15 protein-coding genes and 2 pseudogenes are annotated in these 17,648 nt (G+C 64.2%); 7 read left to right on the top strand and 10 right to left on the bottom strand.

What is annotated here, in order from left to right; translation table 11 throughout:
- Nucleotides 1–19: 19 nt before the first annotated feature.
- Nucleotides 20–799: a dienelactone hydrolase family protein gene (locus tag ACVWWN_RS00370; RefSeq protein ID WP_457142141.1), complete on the bottom strand. Its 780-nt coding sequence runs from the start codon at nt 797–799 to the stop codon at nt 20–22.
- A gap of 965 nt (nt 800–1,764) precedes the next feature.
- On the opposite strand from ACVWWN_RS00370, the gene ACVWWN_RS00365 reads away from it, so the two are divergent.
- The gene (locus tag ACVWWN_RS00365; RefSeq protein ID WP_457142140.1) at nt 1,765–1,965 is read left to right on the top strand and encodes a helicase associated domain-containing protein; all 201 of its coding nucleotides are present in this window, start codon (nt 1,765–1,767) and stop codon (nt 1,963–1,965) included.
- A gap of 176 nt (nt 1,966–2,141) precedes the next feature.
- Nucleotides 2,142–2,930, top strand: coding sequence for a hypothetical protein (locus ACVWWN_RS00360; protein WP_457142382.1), 789 nt, complete (start codon nt 2,142–2,144; stop codon nt 2,928–2,930).
- Here the strand turns inward: ACVWWN_RS00360 and ACVWWN_RS00355 are convergent.
- From ACVWWN_RS00355 to ACVWWN_RS00345, 3 genes are all read right to left on the bottom strand, one after another.
- Nucleotides 2,927–3,400 (bottom strand): DUF488 domain-containing protein, encoded by a 474-nt coding sequence (locus ACVWWN_RS00355; protein ID WP_457142139.1) that lies wholly within the window; start codon nt 3,398–3,400, stop codon nt 2,927–2,929. The two genes, ACVWWN_RS00360 and ACVWWN_RS00355, sit on opposite strands and share 4 nt — an antisense overlap.
- Nucleotides 3,401–3,500: 100 nt before the next feature.
- Nucleotides 3,501–3,629 carry a hypothetical protein gene (locus tag ACVWWN_RS00350; protein WP_457142138.1) on the bottom strand — a complete coding sequence of 43 codons (129 nt, stop codon included), beginning with the start codon at nt 3,627–3,629 and terminating at the stop codon, nt 3,501–3,503.
- Complete coding sequence (locus ACVWWN_RS00345) at nt 3,626–4,354, bottom strand: hypothetical protein (RefSeq protein WP_457142137.1); 729 nt, start codon at nt 4,352–4,354, stop codon at nt 3,626–3,628. The genes ACVWWN_RS00350 and ACVWWN_RS00345 overlap by 4 nt, the downstream gene beginning before the upstream one ends.
- A gap of 665 nt (nt 4,355–5,019) precedes the next feature.
- Here ACVWWN_RS00345 and ltrA point away from each other — a divergent pair.
- Nucleotides 5,020–6,522, top strand: a complete 1,503-nt coding sequence (gene ltrA / locus ACVWWN_RS00340; RefSeq protein WP_457142136.1) for a group II intron reverse transcriptase/maturase — start codon at nt 5,020–5,022, stop codon at nt 6,520–6,522.
- Here ltrA and ACVWWN_RS00335 read toward each other — a convergent pair.
- Nucleotides 6,438–7,052: a GNAT family N-acetyltransferase gene (locus ACVWWN_RS00335; protein WP_457142135.1), complete on the bottom strand. Its 615-nt coding sequence runs from the start codon at nt 7,050–7,052 to the stop codon at nt 6,438–6,440. The genes ltrA and ACVWWN_RS00335 overlap by 85 nt on opposite strands.
- A gap of 3 nt (nt 7,053–7,055) precedes the next feature.
- Nucleotides 7,056–7,721, bottom strand: coding sequence for a hypothetical protein (locus ACVWWN_RS00330; RefSeq protein WP_457142134.1), 666 nt, complete (start codon nt 7,719–7,721; stop codon nt 7,056–7,058).
- A 432-nt stretch (nt 7,722–8,153) separates the two neighbouring features.
- Here ACVWWN_RS00330 and pyrE point away from each other — a divergent pair, with 432 nt between their 5' ends.
- Nucleotides 8,154–8,681: an orotate phosphoribosyltransferase gene (pyrE, locus tag ACVWWN_RS00325; RefSeq protein ID WP_457142133.1), complete on the top strand. Its 528-nt coding sequence runs from the start codon at nt 8,154–8,156 to the stop codon at nt 8,679–8,681.
- Between the two features lie 56 nt (nt 8,682–8,737).
- Here pyrE and murC read toward each other — a convergent pair.
- Nucleotides 8,738–10,146 (bottom strand): annotated as a pseudogene (gene murC / locus ACVWWN_RS00320) (UDP-N-acetylmuramate--L-alanine ligase).
- Between the two features lie 104 nt (nt 10,147–10,250).
- On the opposite strand from murC, the pseudogene ACVWWN_RS00315 reads away from it, so the two are divergent.
- Nucleotides 10,251–10,828: pseudogene (locus ACVWWN_RS00315) on the top strand (chloramphenicol phosphotransferase CPT family protein).
- A 26-nt stretch (nt 10,829–10,854) separates the two neighbouring features.
- Nucleotides 10,855–11,013 (top strand): hypothetical protein, encoded by a 159-nt coding sequence (locus tag ACVWWN_RS00310; RefSeq protein WP_457142132.1) that lies wholly within the window; start codon nt 10,855–10,857, stop codon nt 11,011–11,013.
- Nucleotides 11,014–11,179: 166 nt separating this feature from the next.
- On the opposite strand, the gene ACVWWN_RS00305 is transcribed toward ACVWWN_RS00310, so the two are convergent.
- Both ACVWWN_RS00305 and ACVWWN_RS00300 read right to left on the bottom strand, forming a co-directional pair.
- Nucleotides 11,180–12,769: a serine/threonine-protein kinase gene (locus ACVWWN_RS00305; protein WP_457142131.1), complete on the bottom strand. Its 1,590-nt coding sequence runs from the start codon at nt 12,767–12,769 to the stop codon at nt 11,180–11,182.
- Nucleotides 12,770–13,878: 1,109 nt separating this feature from the next.
- Nucleotides 13,879–14,313 (bottom strand): hypothetical protein, encoded by a 435-nt coding sequence (locus ACVWWN_RS00300; protein WP_457142130.1) that lies wholly within the window; start codon nt 14,311–14,313, stop codon nt 13,879–13,881.
- Nucleotides 14,314–14,541: 228 nt separating this feature from the next.
- On the opposite strand from ACVWWN_RS00300, the gene ACVWWN_RS00295 reads away from it, so the two are divergent.
- Nucleotides 14,542–16,038, top strand: coding sequence for a hypothetical protein (locus ACVWWN_RS00295; RefSeq protein WP_457142129.1), 1,497 nt, complete (start codon nt 14,542–14,544; stop codon nt 16,036–16,038).
- A 586-nt stretch (nt 16,039–16,624) separates the two neighbouring features.
- On the opposite strand, the gene ACVWWN_RS00290 is transcribed toward ACVWWN_RS00295, so the two are convergent.
- Nucleotides 16,625–17,638, bottom strand: coding sequence for a hypothetical protein (locus ACVWWN_RS00290; protein ID WP_457142128.1), 1,014 nt, complete (start codon nt 17,636–17,638; stop codon nt 16,625–16,627).
- Nucleotides 17,639–17,648: the final 10 nt, after the last annotated feature.

Here is a 17,648-nt window from a genome sequence, read left to right as displayed (position 1 = left end):
GGGAGAAGTAAGCTCATCGTCACGGCTGCTCTACCGAAGCAGACGAAGATCCAATTGTCTCGTCGAGCAGATCTAGCACCGCCTGCCACGCCCGTCCCGCGTGCAAAGCGTGATGGCCCACGCCGGGCACGGTGGCAATGGCGTGGGTGGTGTCACCGGCTAATGAGCCGTCAGGTTGTATCGGAGCGGCCCAGAAAGCGTGCTTGGCTCCGCCGTAAACGATTACGCGCCAGTCAACTCCGGCGTCCTGAAGCGCGCTGGTGAACGTGAACAGTTGGCCTGGGGTGCAGAGCGGGTCTTCGGAGCCTGTGCATAGCAAGAAGGCTCCGCCCACGTTCATCCAATCCTCGGTGCGGGCGGCTGGCAAGCCCGGATGGATCGCGGCGAGTGCCTTGAATGGTACTCGCGCGCTGGCAAGTTCCAGCACGATTCGGCCGCCGGCACCGTATCCGAGCGCTGCGAGCCGGTTGTGGTCGGCGCCGGGCACAGCGAGTAGAACGTCAAGCGCAGCACGGCCAATGGCTTGCATGCGGACGGGGTCAGCCATCAGTGGCATGACCCGAGCCAGCATCGCTTGCGGGTCACCGAAGAACGTCCGGCCAGCGTGGTAATCCATCGCGAGGGTGATGTAGCCGAGCTTGGCGAGGTTGTCGGCGCGGCCGCGTTGATAGTCATCGAGACCGATTCCGTCATGGCCGATGAGCACTGACGGCCAAGGACCCTTGCCGTCAGGCCGAGCCAAGTGCGCGACCATCGTCAGTCCGTCGACGTCGTAGGTGACTTCGCGAGTGACGACCATGTGATCACGTTAGCCAGGGATTTGGCACTTTAGTACCGCGTTCGCCCTAAGCTGACCGACCGTTAGGGGGCCCACGACGAAGACGCGGCCGCTCTTATCGACCGGCATAGCATCCTCCAACCCGAATCAGCAGTGCATCATACTGACAATAGGGCAGGTCGTAGGGGTCTGTGTGAGCAGCTCCAATCGCGACACCCGTGCGGCCCGCTGGCTACGCTGCATTGGGAGCTGAAACCCTGCCCTTGGCAACTAGTTTGGATCAAACCGCCCGCGGTCCTTCTGAACAGGTTGCGAAGCAAGCTGTGTCATCGGATGAAAACGGAGTACTTAACGATGGATAAGCAACGTTATCCACATTATTGGCACTCGCGCTCATGGGCTGGCAAACGAGGACCGCCACACCACGGTAGTAATGTCACAGTGACGAATTGACCGCACTGTGTAGCCGGACTCGGGGTGGCACTTTGTCCGGCGCTGTCAGATGGTTCTGGATCGTCCGGCCGTCCTCGGTCCGGAGCTCTCGGGCAGTCGTGGAATCGGGTCGTGGCGGACCGTGGCATCGCCATACCGGCTGGATTGGTCCAGGTTGATGCGAGCAGGCCGGGATGGGCGGCACTGTCAGATAGTTGTGGAAAGCAGGCCAGAAGGCGGACAGCACTCAGGCTTTCCCGGATTACTCTCAACTAGTTCCGAATCGGACAGCAACCCCGGCAATTCGCTAGGGCGAAAATGGTTGTGCCACAACGGTTTACCGTTAATGGTGCGTGCTCGAGAGGTGCGAGTTGTCGTGCGTGAGATCCTAAACCCTTCTACGTGAGTGTGGATTCTGTCAGCCGCGGGGATCGTCCGTGATCCGCATCGAGATCGTCCGTGGCGACGGATTCCTCTCAGGTTTCGGCGACGAGGTCTGACCACACTTCCTCGGGCGCGAATATCCATGCAGCGAACCCAAACAACACGTCCTGTTGGGTCTGCGGCACAAACAGTTTTGCCGCGTCAAGTTGCGCGTCCGCCCCCAGGTTTACGCCACCGACAGCGGATTCAGACTCGGCTCATGGGTCGCAACGCAGCGGCAGAGCTACGCCAAGGGCCAGCTAAGCATCGGCGCGGTGGTTGGCGAGTTCCAGGGGCACGGCATGACCCTAATCAGCACCGCCGACGAGTAGGGGTGAACGCGACTGCTGGCGTCACGATCGACCACGTAGCGGTGTCACGCGCCAACGTCCCGGTCGGTAGCTGACGCAGCCGTTAATCTGCCTCGATGGGAGACAGCGACCTGGGAGACGCCGCCGGTGCAGCAGGGTTGAAGCCGCCGCGGCCGGGCGAGGAAACCGCGGACGTCATGATCACCGTCAAGACTTACCCGAATCCGAGCGAGACGTACGGCGAGACCGTCTGTGTGGCAGGCGTCCGACTCGACCGCGGCCAGCCCGAGTGGATCCGCCTGTACCCGGTGAAGTTCCGTAACGCCGACTTCGACAGCCAATTTAAGAAGTACGAGATCATCCGCATTAACGGGGCGTACCAGCACGTGAACGACAACCGGCCCGAGTCCTTCCGGCCGCGCCAGGACGAGCTCGAGCACGTGGAGCAACTCGACACCGGCAGCAACTGGCAGCGGCGGAGGATGAACCTCGACGGGCTCGTCGGCGCCACCACGATGTGCGAACTTATTGACCGGAATCCGAAGGGCGGCATGGCGATACCGTCACCGTCACTTGGCCTGATCAAACCGAGGAAGGTCACCGTCACCGTGGGTGACGGTGATCCGTGGGATGCGGCCGCGCAGGCGAAGATCGACAAGGCATCCGCCCCCGACCTGTTCGGCACCTCGCTCAAGCCGCTGCAACCGGCACCGTTCGCGGTCAAGTACCGTTACCACTGCGAGTCGGCGGGATGCGGCGGCCACCACCAGAAGGTGCTCGACTGGGAGGCGGGCCAGGCCGGTAGAAAGTGGCTGCGCGAGTACGGCGACCCCGGCGCCCGCGAGGCGATGCTCAAGAAGTGGCGTGACGAGATGCTGTCGACGGACAACGACGTGCACTTCTACGTCGGGAACCAGAACGCGCACCGCCGGTCCTTCTCGGTCCTCGGCGTCTGGCGACCGAAGCTCGAAAACGCCCTCTTCTAGACGTGCACCACTGCGGCGTCCGGACGCGCTTTCATGAGTCGGCGCACCACGATGTCGCGGTGGCACTCGGCGTGGTCGTGCTCGAAGCACAGGAGCGCCACCACGCCACCGTCCAGCAGCTCGCACACGTGGGCCAGCGCGTCGGTCGCGGCGGCGCTGTCGAGGACGTCGCGATACCGGGCGCGGGACTCCGGCTCACCGGCGCGGAACCCGGCGCGGTTGTCCTTCGGGTTGCCCAGGGCGCGGTGGTGTACGTAACCGATGCCCACCGCGGCGAGTGCCTCGGATAGCTTCGTCTTCGACAGGCCCGGTTTGCGGCTCAGCGGGGTCAGACGCACGTCGACGAGGACCTGCACATCTTGTTCGAGTAGCTGCGCGACGAGGTCGCCGACAGTCTTCCCCTCGTAGCCGATGCTTACCACGGTCCCCGTAGCGGCGATGCGCGCGGCGGAGGTATCAGAGGTCCCCATGGTCCCTATGGTGCAGCACCACTCGCAGCGGTGTGCGGTAACCCCGCAGGTGCGCGTCGGAATCGTGACCGTGGTATCGGCACCTCTCACGCCTACCGGCTCAGAAGTCCTGGTCCACCCGGCGCAGGATGTTCGCGAGCATGATCACCGCGTCCGCGGCGATCCCTGCCTCCCGCCGCGTTGGCGCTGTCGAGTGCTTCACGCTGTGGGTCAGCTCGATCGTCTTCACCACGACGCCTCGGATCGCCTCATTGTCCTTGCCCGCCAGGGAGTCCTCGACGTAACGGCTGATGCGCAGTTTCGTCTTGTCGGGCGACAGTTCGGTCTCCCCGTCGCGCACGTGCACCGCGGGGTCGTACACCGTGCGGCTGATGGCCTCCAGGCCGCCACAGCTCGGTTACCGGTGTCCCGGTAGTCCTGCGTGGTGGCGGCGGTCCGGAAGCGGCGCCGCAACTCGGTGAGCTCTTCGTCCACCTTCGGCCAGCCCGTCTTTGTGTGCGGCGACACCGCCTCGGCGTTCACGACGCGGAACGCAGCGTCCTCCTGCCGATCCAACTCCGCTTGAACCGGAGTGAACAACTCGTTGAGGAGGTCGCGGCGTGCCTGCCACGAGTTGTAGCAGCCGTTGCGTACCCAGTGCGCCTTGAATGTGCTGAAGTCCCGCCACGGGAAGCTCAGCGTGATGCCGATGCGCGCGAGGATCGCGGTGAGGGCGCGCTGCGCGAGTGCGATCTCCTTGTCGTCGAGGGTATTGCCTCCGGACGTGCCGAACGCGATCAGGTCGTCCCACACCAGGTGCGTCAACGCGATCGCCGCGTCCAGGTCGTCGACACCGGCGACAGGTCCGGCCCGCAACTCGTTGAGAAGATCTCGGCGCAGCTTGGTGGTGGTCGTGGCGCTGTTGGTCCACGGACTGATGGACTCGATCTCCTCGAAGAAGTCGTCCGGGTTCACGGGACGTAACGGTACGCAGGCGCCCCGACAGATCGCGGTGGTAGAACCGCCGTCTACCAAGACCTACGTGCGCCACGAGGCGCTGATGTTTCGAGTGGAGGTGAGAGACCTTCGCCGCCGGGCCTGTCGCAGCAGGAACGGTGAAGCTGGGGGCAGCCGGTCCCGGGAGGTGCCGGGATGGGCGGGAGCAGCCCCGACGAAGCCGGGACGCGCCAATACTGCCAGGTGGTGTGGGTTCGGCGAGCGTGACGAAGTGGAGTACGCGAGGAACCAGCGTGAGTACGTCCTTCGAAAGGTAAACCGGCTCAAATCTGGCGGATATGGGCCGGGCGCGGTGCGCACCTGTTCAATTGCGTTGGGACAGGGAACTTCTGGACTGGCTTGTGGATGTCGGTTCGGGAGGCCACGGTGACGTGCTGCGGGGTAGCCGTGGCGATGCCGCAGGGACAGAGTTGGGCTCCTCCTTCGTCGAGCGAATCACAGTGAACGTGGGAACCGTCTCGGGTCCTTGCCCGGTGTCGTGCCTCCAGCACGGTGGTCGGGCTGGGTTCATCGTCGACCGATCGGGCCGAGACGGGACGGAGCCGCCGTAGTACTTCGAGCCGGGGAGAGCCCGTGCACATGGGGAAGGGCGGCAGCAGTTTCGAGAAGGGACGGAGGCTGTAATGTCGAAAGGTGCGCCGGTGAATACCGGCGCCGCGCTGGAGTTGCCCGCGGGGCCGCGCCAGCGGGTATCGGAGATGCAGGCCAAACTTCACCGTTGGGCGGCGGCCGATCCTGGCCGTCGGTTCGATGACCTGTTCAACTTCGTGTGCGACCCGGCAACGCTGTTCGTGGCGTTCGACCGGGTTGCGGGTAATACCGGGTCCCGGACACCGGGCGTGGATGGCCTTACGGTCGCCGACGTCGAGGAGCGGGTCGGGATGCCCGGGTTCCTGGATGATCTACGCGCTCAGCTCAAGGCGGGCGCATTTCGGCCGCAACCGGTGCGGGAACGTAAGATTCCCAAACCGGGCGGGTCGGGGAAGCTGAGGAAACTCGGCATCCCCACCGTAGCTGATCGGGTGGTTCAGGCCGCGCTGAAGCTGGTGCTGGAACCCATCTTTGAGGCCGACTTCGTGCCGGTCTCCTACGGGTTCCGGCCGATGCGGCGAGCCCAGGACGCGATCGCCGAGATCCATCAGTACGGCACCCAGGGGTATCGATGGGTGCTGGATGCCGATATCGAGGCGTGCTTTGATTCGATCGACCACGTGGCCTTGATGGACCGGGTGCGTCGCCGGGTCAAGGACAAGCGTGTGCTGGGCCTGGTGAAGGCGTTCCTCAAGGCTGGCGTCCTCACCGAGGCCGGCGACCGCGAGGACACCCACACCGGGACGCCGCAGGGCGGCATCTTGTCCCCGCTGCTGGCCAACATCGCCCTGTCGGTGCTCGATGAGCACCTGCACAGGCCCTGGGAGTCGGGCGGGGAGATGTCGACGGCCTATCTGCGCAGCCGGCGTCGCGTCCATGGCCTGCCAAGGTGGCGAATCGTCCGCTACGCAGACGATTTCGTCATCCTCGTGCACGGCGAGCGGGCGCACGTCGAAACCCTACGCGAAGACATCGCCATTGTGCTCGAACCCCTGGGACTTCGATTCTCCGAGTCCAAGACCCAGGTGGTGCACATGAGCGACGGGTTCGATTTCCTCGGCTTCCACATCCGGTGGAAACGCAAGAGGGGCACCAACAAGTGGCACGTCTACACCTTCATCGCCGACCGGCCGATCCGGTCGGTGAAGGCCAAGATCCGTGCCCTTACCCGCAGGACGTCGCAGCAGGATCCCGCGACCGTGTTGATCCGGCTCAATCAGATCATGCGGGGTTGGGTCAACTACTTCAAACATGCGGCCTGCAAACGCACGCTCAGTCGCCTGTCGCACTTCGTGTGGTGGCGGGTGATCGGGTGGCTGCGCAGGCTGCATCGCTGGAGGTGGAAGGACGTCCGTCGTCGGTTCACCACACCCACTGGGCAGTGGAGGCCGATCACGGTGGACGGGATCGAGTTGTTCAACTTGGCGGCGGTGCCGGTTACCCGCTACCGCTACCGGGGTAACACCATCCCCACCCCCTGGACCCTGCACAACCATGCCCACACGGCAGGAACCGTGGAGAGCCCGGTGCGATGAAAGTCGCACGCCGGGTTCGGCGAGCGGCCTGGGGAAACGGACCGCGAGTAATCCCGGCACCGCGCCCCAGGCCGACTCAACCGGGCCGGCTGGATGAACAGGGTGCGGCCAACGGGGCCAGGTCTCGAGTCGTAGAACGGTTCCCAGCCGAGGAAGTCCCAGAACCCGTCGGCCGCCTCGCTGTACGCGAAGAGCAGCCGGTCAGGGTGCCGGTCAGCTAGGCCGCGCACCACCCTGGTCCCAATGCCACGCCCCCGAGCCGAGGCGGACACCTCGATGAACTGGATCTCCAGGCGCTCGTCCCCGAGCTCCGGCACGCCCTCGTAGTTCGGGTTGATGCCGCCTGGATCGTCGAACTCGACCCGCGCCACCTCGATGCCGTGTTCGAGCACCTGCACGAACCAGGGCTCGTCCCCAAGCTGTCGGTTCCACCAGTGCGGATGCTCGTAGACGACCGCGGAGTCGAACGGCGGTGTCCACCAGCGATCATCGGATGCGGCGGGTCGGAGGTCGACGAGTTCGAAGGTCACGCGTCACTGCCCATCAGTTTGACCCTGGAGTCCGTGGTCCAGGGTTTCGGTTCGGCGCCAAACGTCGTACGCCTCGTCGATCACACGGTGGTGACTCTCGGCTGCCGTAACCGGCGCGTCGCCAACGGCCTGCAGGAGGTAGTGCCACGTGGCCGTCCCGTGCACAGCGGCTTCGTGCAGGCTGAGCTCGACCCACTGGTCCCGGTGGTCGAGGATGCACATCGCAGGTTCCGGGACGGGATGGCCGCCAGCCTCACAGTGTGCGTGGTAGTCGGTGTTCGGAAAACGGCCGTCCGAGCGCTGACGGATCTTGCCCGGCTGCCAACGTTGCAGGCGCGTCTGCCTGTCGGACTTGAGCCATTCCCAGGCATCATCCGGGTCGTTGGTCACCGCCCACGCCAGGTACTCGACCTCGACGAGTTGGCGGACCAGGGCAGCACTGGCGTAAGCCCAGCGGCCCATCGCGAGGTACGCGGTGCTCGCCAGGAGTTCACCACCGATTGCCGCGACCAAACCGGCGGGGAGAAGCCGGCGTGTCTGAGCGGCTGTGAGGTTGCCCTGGGCGGTGAGATTCCGGGCGTCCGCGCCGAATGTGACCATCCCGAGTGACAACTCCTTGACGAGGTCGCGTCGCGATCGGCTCGGAGGTGGCGTAGCTGAATCCTGCATCCGCGCAGGCTACCTCGGCGCCGCACCGATTGCCCGTGAGTTCAAGCCTGCGCATTCCACTCGCGGGCCTGGCCGCGAAGCCCGGCGCGCGCAGCCGCGCGACGAGGCTGACGACGACGGGGGCTAGTGGCACATCCAGCACGAGCAAACGTCGACGCCGGTGCCGCCGGACCTCACTTCCGCGTTCCGCAGACCGCCACGATGAGGTTCGAACTCCCGCAGCATCATTGGCGACGCTCCGCTCATTCCGCCGAGAGACCAGGGTGATGCGCGCCGGTTATATCCGCCGCCTGACGGTCACGATGGGACCACCCGCCTGCCGTGACCGTTACCGTCGAGAAGGTCATCGCCGACGCCGCGTATGGTCGACGACAACCAGAGCCACTGACGGCTCAGCCTCACCGTCCAGCGATGCGATGAGAAGATCACCCGATGGACCTACGCCTGGCCGCTGACATCGATGCCGCCTGTCGCCTGTCTGGGCAGTTTGAGCTGCGATCAGGCCAGCGATCCAACGAGTATTTCGACAAGTACCTATTTGAGGCCAACCCAGAGCTACTCAAACGCATGTCCCAGGCAATGGTTCCGCTGATTCCCTCCGACACGGACCTACTCGGCGGCCTCGAATTGGGCGGTGTCCCATTGGCCACCGTAGTCAGTCAAATAAGCGGATTACCAACGGTATTCGTCCGCAAGCAAGCCAAGCAGTACGGGACGTGCCGACTCGCCGAGGGCGCCGATGTCGCTGGTCGAACGGTCACGCTGATCGAAGACGTGATCACCACTGGCGGCGCTGTCCGCAATGCCGCATTGGCACTTCGGCGTTACGGCGCAGACGTCTCCACTGTCATCTGCGCCATCGACCGACGCCGTGAGACCGGCAGTGCCTTCGACGACGTGTGCCTCGCCGTCCTCGCCGTCCTGACCAAGGCTGACCTTGACAGCGCGCACACTCCCTGACCTTCGGGGAGCGGCAACCCAGACTCCACACAGGCTCCACATCACGGCGGCAGGGCTCAAGACGACCGCCCCTTGCGTGCGAGGTGTTCGAGCAACTCCGGTCCCAGCGCGGTGATGTCCCCGGCCCCCATGGTGATGATGACGTCGCCGGCACGGGCGAGGCCCGCCAGCACGGACGACACGTCGCTTCGCTCGGGAACGTATTGCACCCGCTCTGCTGGTAACGGCACCGCTGTGGCGATGAGACCACCGTCGATCCCGGGGATCGGGTCTTCTCTGGCGCCGTACACGTCGAGCACCACCACGTCATCGGCCAGGGCCAATGCGGTGCCGAACTCGCTGGCGAATTCCAGCGTCCGTGAGTAGAGGTGGGGCTGGAAGGCGACGATGAGTCGGCCGTGAGCCTCGGTCAGCTGGCGTGCCGCCCGCAGCTGCGCGGCCACCTTGGCTGGGTTGTGCGCGTAGTCGTCGTACACCGACACGCCGCCGGCCCGTCCCTTGAGCTCGAATCGTCGCCGAACTCCGTCGTAGGCAGCCAGCCCAGCAAGGATGTCATCGAGCGAGGCTCCGACGGCCACACCGGCCAGGAACGCGCCGAGCGCATTGCGGGCCATGTGCTCGCCCGGGACTCGAAGATTCAGCTCGAACGCTTGATCCCGGTAGGTCATCTTTACCCGGGCTTGACCTCGGTCCGGATGGAACGCGGTGAGGGTGGCATCGCCTGGAGCGGTGGCCTCGCGGCCGTAGCGGTGCACCGCTGTCCCGGTAGACGCGACGCGCTGTCCCAGTGCGGACGCGCCGGGATCGTCGGCACAGACGACCAGAACACCGCCCGGCCGTATGCGGGCCGCGAACGTGTCGAAGGTCGCCGTGTACGCCTGCTGGGTCCCGTAGAAATCGAGGTGATCGGCGCCCACGTTGGTGACCACGGCGATCTCGGGGGAGAACGCGACGAACGTCCCGTCACTTTCGTCGGCTTCGGCGACGAAGACATTCCCGTCCCGAGATGAGCGCTGGTTCCCGACGCGATGAGCTCGCCGCCGATGGCATAGCTCGGATCGAAGCCGGCGTGCTGGAGAGCCACCGTGAGCATCGACGTAGTGGACGTCTTGCCGGCCGATCCCGCGATGCAGACGGAGCGATGGTCAGCCATCAGCGCGGCCAGCGCCTCCGCCCGAACCAAGATCGGTAGTCCGCGCTGCCGCGCGGCCCCGAGTTCCGGGTTGTCCGGTCTGAGAGCCGTGGTCATGACGACCGTGACCTCGCCGTCGGGCAGGTTGGTGGGGTCGTGGCCGATGGACACGTGTGCACCGAGGTCGCGCAGCAGTCGGACGCTCGCCGACTCAACGGTGTCGGAGCCCGACACCGCGACACCGTGGCTCAGCAGCAGTCGTGCGACGCCGTTCATCCCCGCACCACCGATCCCGATGAGGTGCGCTCGCCTGCCAAACAGCCACGAAGTCATGTCCACGAAGCCTCCCATAAGCCGGAAGCGCGACACGGCGGCAGCCGCGGAGCACCCATTGCTAGGTGCATTGTCTGGGCCGCATCGCCGGCACGAGGACCCGCATGGCTGTCATCGCGGGGACCGGTCAGGTGGTGTTGTTAAACGGCGCGTCGAGCGCTGGCAAGTCGTCGATTGCGGAGCGTCTGCTCGCCGACTTCGAAAGGCCGTGGTTCCACATGGCCGTTGACGACTTCGGGGCGATGCGCGCGCATCGTCAGGCCTGTTCCCTGAAAGGGATTGCACTAGCTGATGTGCTGTATAAGACTCACGCCAGATTTCACCGTGCCGTGGCCGGGATGGCCATGGCGGGCAACGACGTGGTGATGGGCCATGTCTTGAGCGAGCCATGGCGGCTCGCCGATCTACTTGAGGTCATGGCTGAGATCGACGTCGTGCTCATCGGGTGCACTGCGCGACTGCCGAACTCGTCCGCCGGGAGGCGGTCCGTGCCGACCGGGTGCCAGGGACCGCGGCCAGTCAAGCCGAGAACGTTCATGTTCACGGTGTGTATGACGTCGAGGTAGACACGGGTACGTCCTCGGTCGAGGAGTGTTCGGCACGCATCCGTGATCACCTGAGTGGCGGGGCGCCGCTGGCCCGCCCCGCTTTCGACACGTTGCGTCATCAGCGCCGCCAATGATGTCGACGGGGCGGGAAGGGGCCAGTGTGGTGCAACGAGACGCGACAGCGGATCCGCACCGCGAAGGTCGCGACCGCGCCGACACCATGTTGACGTTCTCGATGACCCGGCAGCAATGGCAGACCGTCGGCTACAACATTCCAGATTCTCGCGAGTTGCTGACGGCTCTCGGCCAGGCCCGGTGACGTCGCACTGGACCACGCATTGATGGGGGACGGATGAAGAAACCGGCGGGGTGGTACCTGGATCCGTCCGGCGCGCCACAGTTCGCATGGTGCGGCACGTCGCGCGTTACGGTTCATGGTCGACATGTGACAGCCCCAGCGAGGCCAGCCGGCCGCCGAGCCGCGTTCAGTAAGTCAGGCAGTATGGCTGCAGATTGTTCCACCGAAGAGCAGGCATCCCGTTGTACCGAGTGGGCGTCACGTTTACCGAAGCCCCGACATCGGGTGCTGGCCCCGACGGATACGCCGCAATCAACTGCGTGTAATACCTCAGGCCGGTGGGGCAGTTGCTGTTGGCCGGGGGAGCGGCCGCTCCTGTGAAGTGCACTTCGACGGGATTGCGGAACACCTCGCCCGACGCACAGTTGGGATCGCAGTTCTGTAGCTGCTGGATACCGGAACCGTCAGCACTAGAGGACGTCCACTTCGTCCATTTCAGGTCCTCATAGAAGTGCTGGCGGCAGAACAGGTTCGGCGTTTCGGGCTCCACGGTGATCAAGTTTTGCGCGTCGTAGCATGCCGGCAACGCATATGACGTATCCGGGGCAGGCGGCGTGGTCGTAGTGGACGCCGGTGGTGGCAGGGGAGCGGTCGCCACTGAAGGAGACGACGACGATGTCACCGCCGGAGGCGACGCCATGGAGGTCGATGTTGACGGCACGCTGGGAGCCGCGGTCTGCGACGAAGCCCACAGACGCCAAACCGCCAGCCCGAGGATAAGGACAACCACGGTCGCCGCGAGGAATCCGACCTGTGGCCAGCGCCGCAGCGAACCAGTGCCCGCGGCGGCCACGTGTGCCGAGAGATGCCCAGCATCACGTTTCGGCCCGATGGGAGCTGCCGCTGTGGGCGACGCCCCGGCACGCGCATCCGTCGACACCGCGGCGCTGAGCGCCCTAGCCAATTCGGCGCACCGCGTGTAGCGATCCGCTGGCTCCTTCGACAGCGCCCGGGCCAGCACCGGATCCAACCCCGCCAGTTCAGGCCGCCGGTCTGCCAACGATGGCGGATCCGCATTCAAATGGCGGCTAATCACCACCGCTGGATTCGACTGTGGGAACAGTTGCTCACCCGAGAGTAGGTGGTACGCCGTTGCCGCCAAACTGTATTGATCAGCGCGCCCGTCGATCTGCTCACCCATCAACTGCTCGGGCGCCGCGTAAGCGACCGTGCCAACGGTCATGTTGGTCGTCGTCAATCCGCTTACCTCGTCCAGCGGACGCGCAATTCCGAAGTCGGCAAGCAGTATTCGCCGACCCTCGGCCCCGGAGGCGTCATTGCGGGCCAGCATGATGTTGGCGGGCTTGACGTCGCGGTGCAAGAGCCCGCGAGAGTGGGCGTGGTCCAGGGCCGCCGCGACGGCGGTGGCGATCGCCATCATGTCCCCGACCGGCAACCCAGCCGGCGACGCGACCAGTTGTCGTCCGGCGTCGGTCCCGTCGACGAACTCCATCGCGATCCACAGCTGGCCGCCGTGCTCACCTCGGTCATAGACGCTGAAGACGTTGGGATGCCACAAGCCGGACGCTAGATCAGCCTCGCGGGTGAACCGTTCACGGAACGTCGAGTCCTGCGAGACGGCCGCCGGCAAGACCTTCAAAGCATCCCGCCGCGGCAACCGCGGATGGCGGGCCAGGTACACCTCACCCATCCCACCGGCGCCCAATGCCTCGACGACCGTGTAACCAGCGAAGACGTCCCCCGGAGCCAGCTGCATGCAGGCATGCTAGCGATGACCCGAGAACACCAAGCCGCAAACCCAGGCGTTCGGTCTGAGATGTCACCCTCGGTCTGAAGTGGACGATGGCTGGCCGGTGGAGTTTTTCCGTGCACACCGAGGAGTCGCTGCAGCACTTCTGCGAAACGGACCGAGCACGCCGCCGGCCTGGCGATGATGCGTCTGGTCAGTTCGTATCGTCCTGATCGACCGCGACGGAATCGGCCGGCAAACTGCAGGCAGCATTCCAATAGATGGATGCCGATGGTCCACCCCAATGACAGAGCGGGATCTGGAGACTCAGCGTTCCGCGATTACCGACAAACTCAGGGACTTCGACGCAGCCAGGTAAGATGCCGAGGCGCTCATCCTGGCGGCGGCGCTGGTCGACCACGCTGGCGGCAGCAGCTATGCAGCGGGCCTCATCGACGGTCTGCGGGCTGCGGCGGGCCGCTGGTGAACAGTGCATACTTTGCAAATGCCAGCTTGTCCAAATGGGTTCCAGCAATTGATGGTTCGCACGCGAATCGTCACAGTGACAAAATATATGGGCACTAGGGACGTTGGCCGAGAGACGTCTCACGGGAGGTCGGGCAGTCGGAATGCCCGGACTCGCGCTGCGGGCTAGGTCGAGCCAATCAAGCGGCGCAGAACCCATCACCTTAGTCGGGCGTGACCTTTCTGGAACCTGCTTGCGGTGTCAGACCGAGGCGGCGAATCCGAGGGCAGTCAGCACCAGGGGCCAGTGTCAATTCGACGTCGCACTAGAAAGCGTCAGTCCGACACACAGTTCGTTGGTTCGCATCAGTATTATGGCACGACGGTGGCACCTCCTTAAGATGAAATATGTTGTACCGCAATGGGTTTAAGCCGATAATTGACGTTACGTCAACCTAGCGCGAGATGCCCTGTCCCACAAACAATTAGCCATTTTGATAATTGTTGTGCGATCTCAATCCAACTGGCGGTTTTGCAATAGAGTTGGCGGTTTCCGGTGTATCGAGTAGTTCTCGGCCAATCTGGCGGCAGCCCTGCTGCTGGTACTGAAGCGACGGGGGTACGTGTCCGATCCAGGGACGCGTGAGAGAGCGGCGACGCGCGGCGCTGCTCTAATAGGCGCCGCCCCGAAACAATTCGTCACAGTGACGGATCATCAGCAGTGCAGCGAGAGCGAGGAAGTTCCACTGGTGGCGGTTGGACTGGGCTGCATACTCTTTCAACGAATCGACGAACAACATCATCTGACGTGCGCCACCACGGTCGGAATCAATTCCACTCACGAGAAAGGGCGCGCAGCACGTCGTTCCGTCCGTCAGTACCGTCCATATCAGTTGAAGCGAGCCATGATCAATCTTCATAAACCCGCTCGGTTGGTATTCACTCCCTCTCACGCCGTAAACTTCACTACTGACCAAGTCATTCAACATGTCTTTGGGTCGCCTAGACCCGAAGACCACCGGGTTCAGTGCACCGGTGTGCGCCAACATGGCGCCAAAAGTGTTGGTGATCGAGTCAGGCGCGGAAGGCAGAACGATTGTCGGCATACCATCCCCCAGTTTGCTGGTGCCAGCTTACGGCATTGCTGGGCGGATGATAACTAATGCGGCTATCTAACGTCGTCCCGACTGTCACGGTCGTTTTTCGGCCTCATGGGGACTGCAAGGCCGGGCCACGCCTTCCGGGACCTTGCGGTTCTCGGACGTTTCTATCGGACACAGCCACCGGCCCCAGCGCGGCGCCAGGCCTGACACGTGCAGTGCGATGATGACTACGTGAGCGACCAGGACGGCTCAAAACCCGAACCGGCAACTGACCCCATCCATCCCGTTGCCGCGGTGATCGACACATGCTTTTTTGGCGCCGGCAACTTCAAGCCCGATAACGTCGAGAAACTCGCTGGCCGGCTCGCACGACGGGACGTGAAGCTGTGGATTCCCGGGCAGGTCATCGACGAATGGGCTATCCATGCCTTCGAAGCGTTCAAGGATCTGCAGGCCGCCTACACGAAACTGGGCGATCTGACCATTGCCGGGGATCCACCTCCGCCCCTGGCTGCCCGTGATGTCGCGGCACACATCGACCAGCTGTGCCGAGCGATGCCCAACGTTGAGGTCTTGGACCTCGACGGGCAGTGCGCTGTCGACGCTATCCGCGACCAGGTGCTCGGCGAAGGCGCCGGCGGACGCAGCAAGGATGGCACTCGCACCGGCGTTGTCGACTCTTCGATCGTCCGCGATGCACTGCGCCGCGTTGACAACGATCCCGACCAGATCGTCTTTCTCACCAAAAACTACAAAGATTTCCGCCCAGCGGTAAATGCGTTAGGCCATAGTGACTTTGCTTCCGCGAATACCACCCACCAGCTGTTCGGCAAGCTCTCGCCTCCGGTGCACCCAAAGCACTCCGCCGACACCGCTCACCGACTGATCATTGATGAGCTTCTCGAAAGCATCGCCGAAGCCGCAGCCGCAGATGACCGCCACGGCCCGCCGCCAGCCTGGATCGACGTCGAGGACATCACTGTTGACAAGGTCGACTCCGATGACCGGCGAGAGTTCGATGAGCTCATCGACCCCGCGTTCGAACTTGAGCCGGCCGCCGAACTCGTCTATGTCGCCAACGTCTCACTGGAGGTCATCGACGAGAACACTGACCTAGTCTCCTACACCGTCGTGCTCCTCGCTGACGTCCGCGCCGAGGGCTATGTGATCAACAACGACGGCAACGCCGTTCACGAATGGATGACTCTGTACGAAAGTATCGTGACCTTGCCCTTCGACGCGGACATCGTCGACGGCAAGCTCCTTCAGCCGCGCCAGTCTGACTCTGCCACCGTCCATGCCGGCCGACCACGGTTCGTCGACGAATGGGACGCGTACCAGGATGTGTTGGACACGATCACAGGATGGGACGGCATCACCGTCACCCCGGCCACGCCAGCGAAAGGCGGCCTGCCCACGTCATTCGAACTCCGCGGCCCCGAAGGCCAACGCGTCGACGCGGAGGTTTCAGGAGGCTCCATCGCCGGCGAATGGACCCTCGAATTCAACAGCCCAGAAATGGAACTCACCGCGGAGATTTCGTCCGAGTACGACGCCAACAGCCGCGTATGGCTCGGCCGCGAGGACTCGTTCGACATGTACCCGCCGATCTCCCTGGTCTCCGGCGCCCGCCGTGCCAGGCCGGGACCGTACCCCGCTCTGGCAGGCGTGTGGCAGTACCTCGTCGACAGGAAGAACCAACCCGCTCGGGACGACGAGGACTTGTGAACCTCAGCAACACGGCGCATTTGGGCTGGCGCCGCGATCGCCCGTCACGCCACCGGTGTCCGCTGCACCCGCACGGATCAGCGAAACCGCACCCATTAATTCAGACGGCCGGTGTCGAGGTATCCCTTTTGGGCTGTGTCGCGGTGGTGTTGACGGGGGCGGGCCCGATCTTCTGCGCGCCACAACAGACCTCCTATGAGTAGAGCTTTCGTCCCCCAACGCGTGCGCCTTTGACGCTGCTGAGGGAAAGTACGTTAACGCGTCCCGCCACGCTCTAGCTGGACAATTCTGCTCATGCACGTCAGTCATGATCAGACGTCCTGCCGACAACTTCCGTTGTACGTCAGGTCCGCCCGCCCAGTGATTTCTGGCGTCGATGTCCGCACATCTCAACCTGCCGCCGTTGTTGGATCCGATGAATGAAATCAGTGCCGCACGGAATGTGACGGCTGAGAGGCAGCCCGGAGCGGCCGGTGAGGCCAGCTACCTCTCCCCCGCCGGGGACCAAAGGCTGGCGAGTATGGCGGGTACCGGGTGGGGGCTACACGTGGAAGCGACTGCTTGGCCGAATGTTCCACATCGGCCCTTATCGGGACAGCCGCGCCGCGATCTGGCGTACGCGGCTACTCGAATCACCGCGCAGGATCTCGGCCACCGGATTGATCCAATCTTGCTGTCGGGGTAGCCCGTGGCCCGAGACGTTGTTAGCGATGTTGACAATGGCTTGCGCGAGCTCGCGACGCACCCCACGCTCGGAATCACCGGCCAGATTGGTCACCACTTCAGACCCAACGTCGGGCATGTACGGAATCAGCGCTGCGGCAAGACCCCTCATTTCCGAATCCGACCCGTATGCCATCGCCGACCACGGCAGCTGCGCCGCGTACCCAGCCTTGGCCAGAGCGAATGCGACATCGCCGACAGTGTTGGCATCAATCCGGCTGCCTGACACCGCCAACGGCTGCGTTGCCTTCCACAGACGGTCCTGACGGTCATGGTCGGTGGCCAGCACCGCCAGGGCCTTGGCAATGTGGCGCCGGAATCGCTCGGCGCTGTGAAACGTCATTCGGACGAAGGTGAACGGGTTGTCGAACCGGCGCCGCATCACGTCGTGAGGATGCTGGCTTTCGGGGGGATTGTGCTGCGGGAACATCCGATCGAACAATTGTGCCCGGATCTCAGCCGGCAACCCTTCGGCGGCAAGCCGACATGCGTTCGCGTAGATCATTCTGGTGTTCTCATCGGCGCCAGGGTCAGCGACCCGGCCAGCGCAGTACCGCGCTAATTCGGCACGCCGCTGCACTGGCAGGACCGCCGACATGATCGCAGCATCCTCGCAATTACCCGGGCTGCCGGCGACCTTGCCGGTGTGCGGGTCGGGGAGCTGCTCGGTGACCGCGGCCTGCGCGTAGTCCACGAACTCCGGTGACCGGTCACCAATGACAGCCAATGTCAGTGCGGCGCTGCGCCGACCGAGCCGGTACTCGCCCGGCTCCAGAAGCGCACGCAACCGGTCGGCGACGACACGCAAGGGCGCTGCCAGGGAACGGGCGGTGTCGCTGATGCGATAGGCGATGTCATCAGCGTCTTCAAATGTCATTGCGATCAGC

The organism is Mycobacterium sp. URHB0021 (genome assembly GCF_054057895.1).
This window is presented reverse-complemented; position numbering and strand designations above follow the sequence as displayed.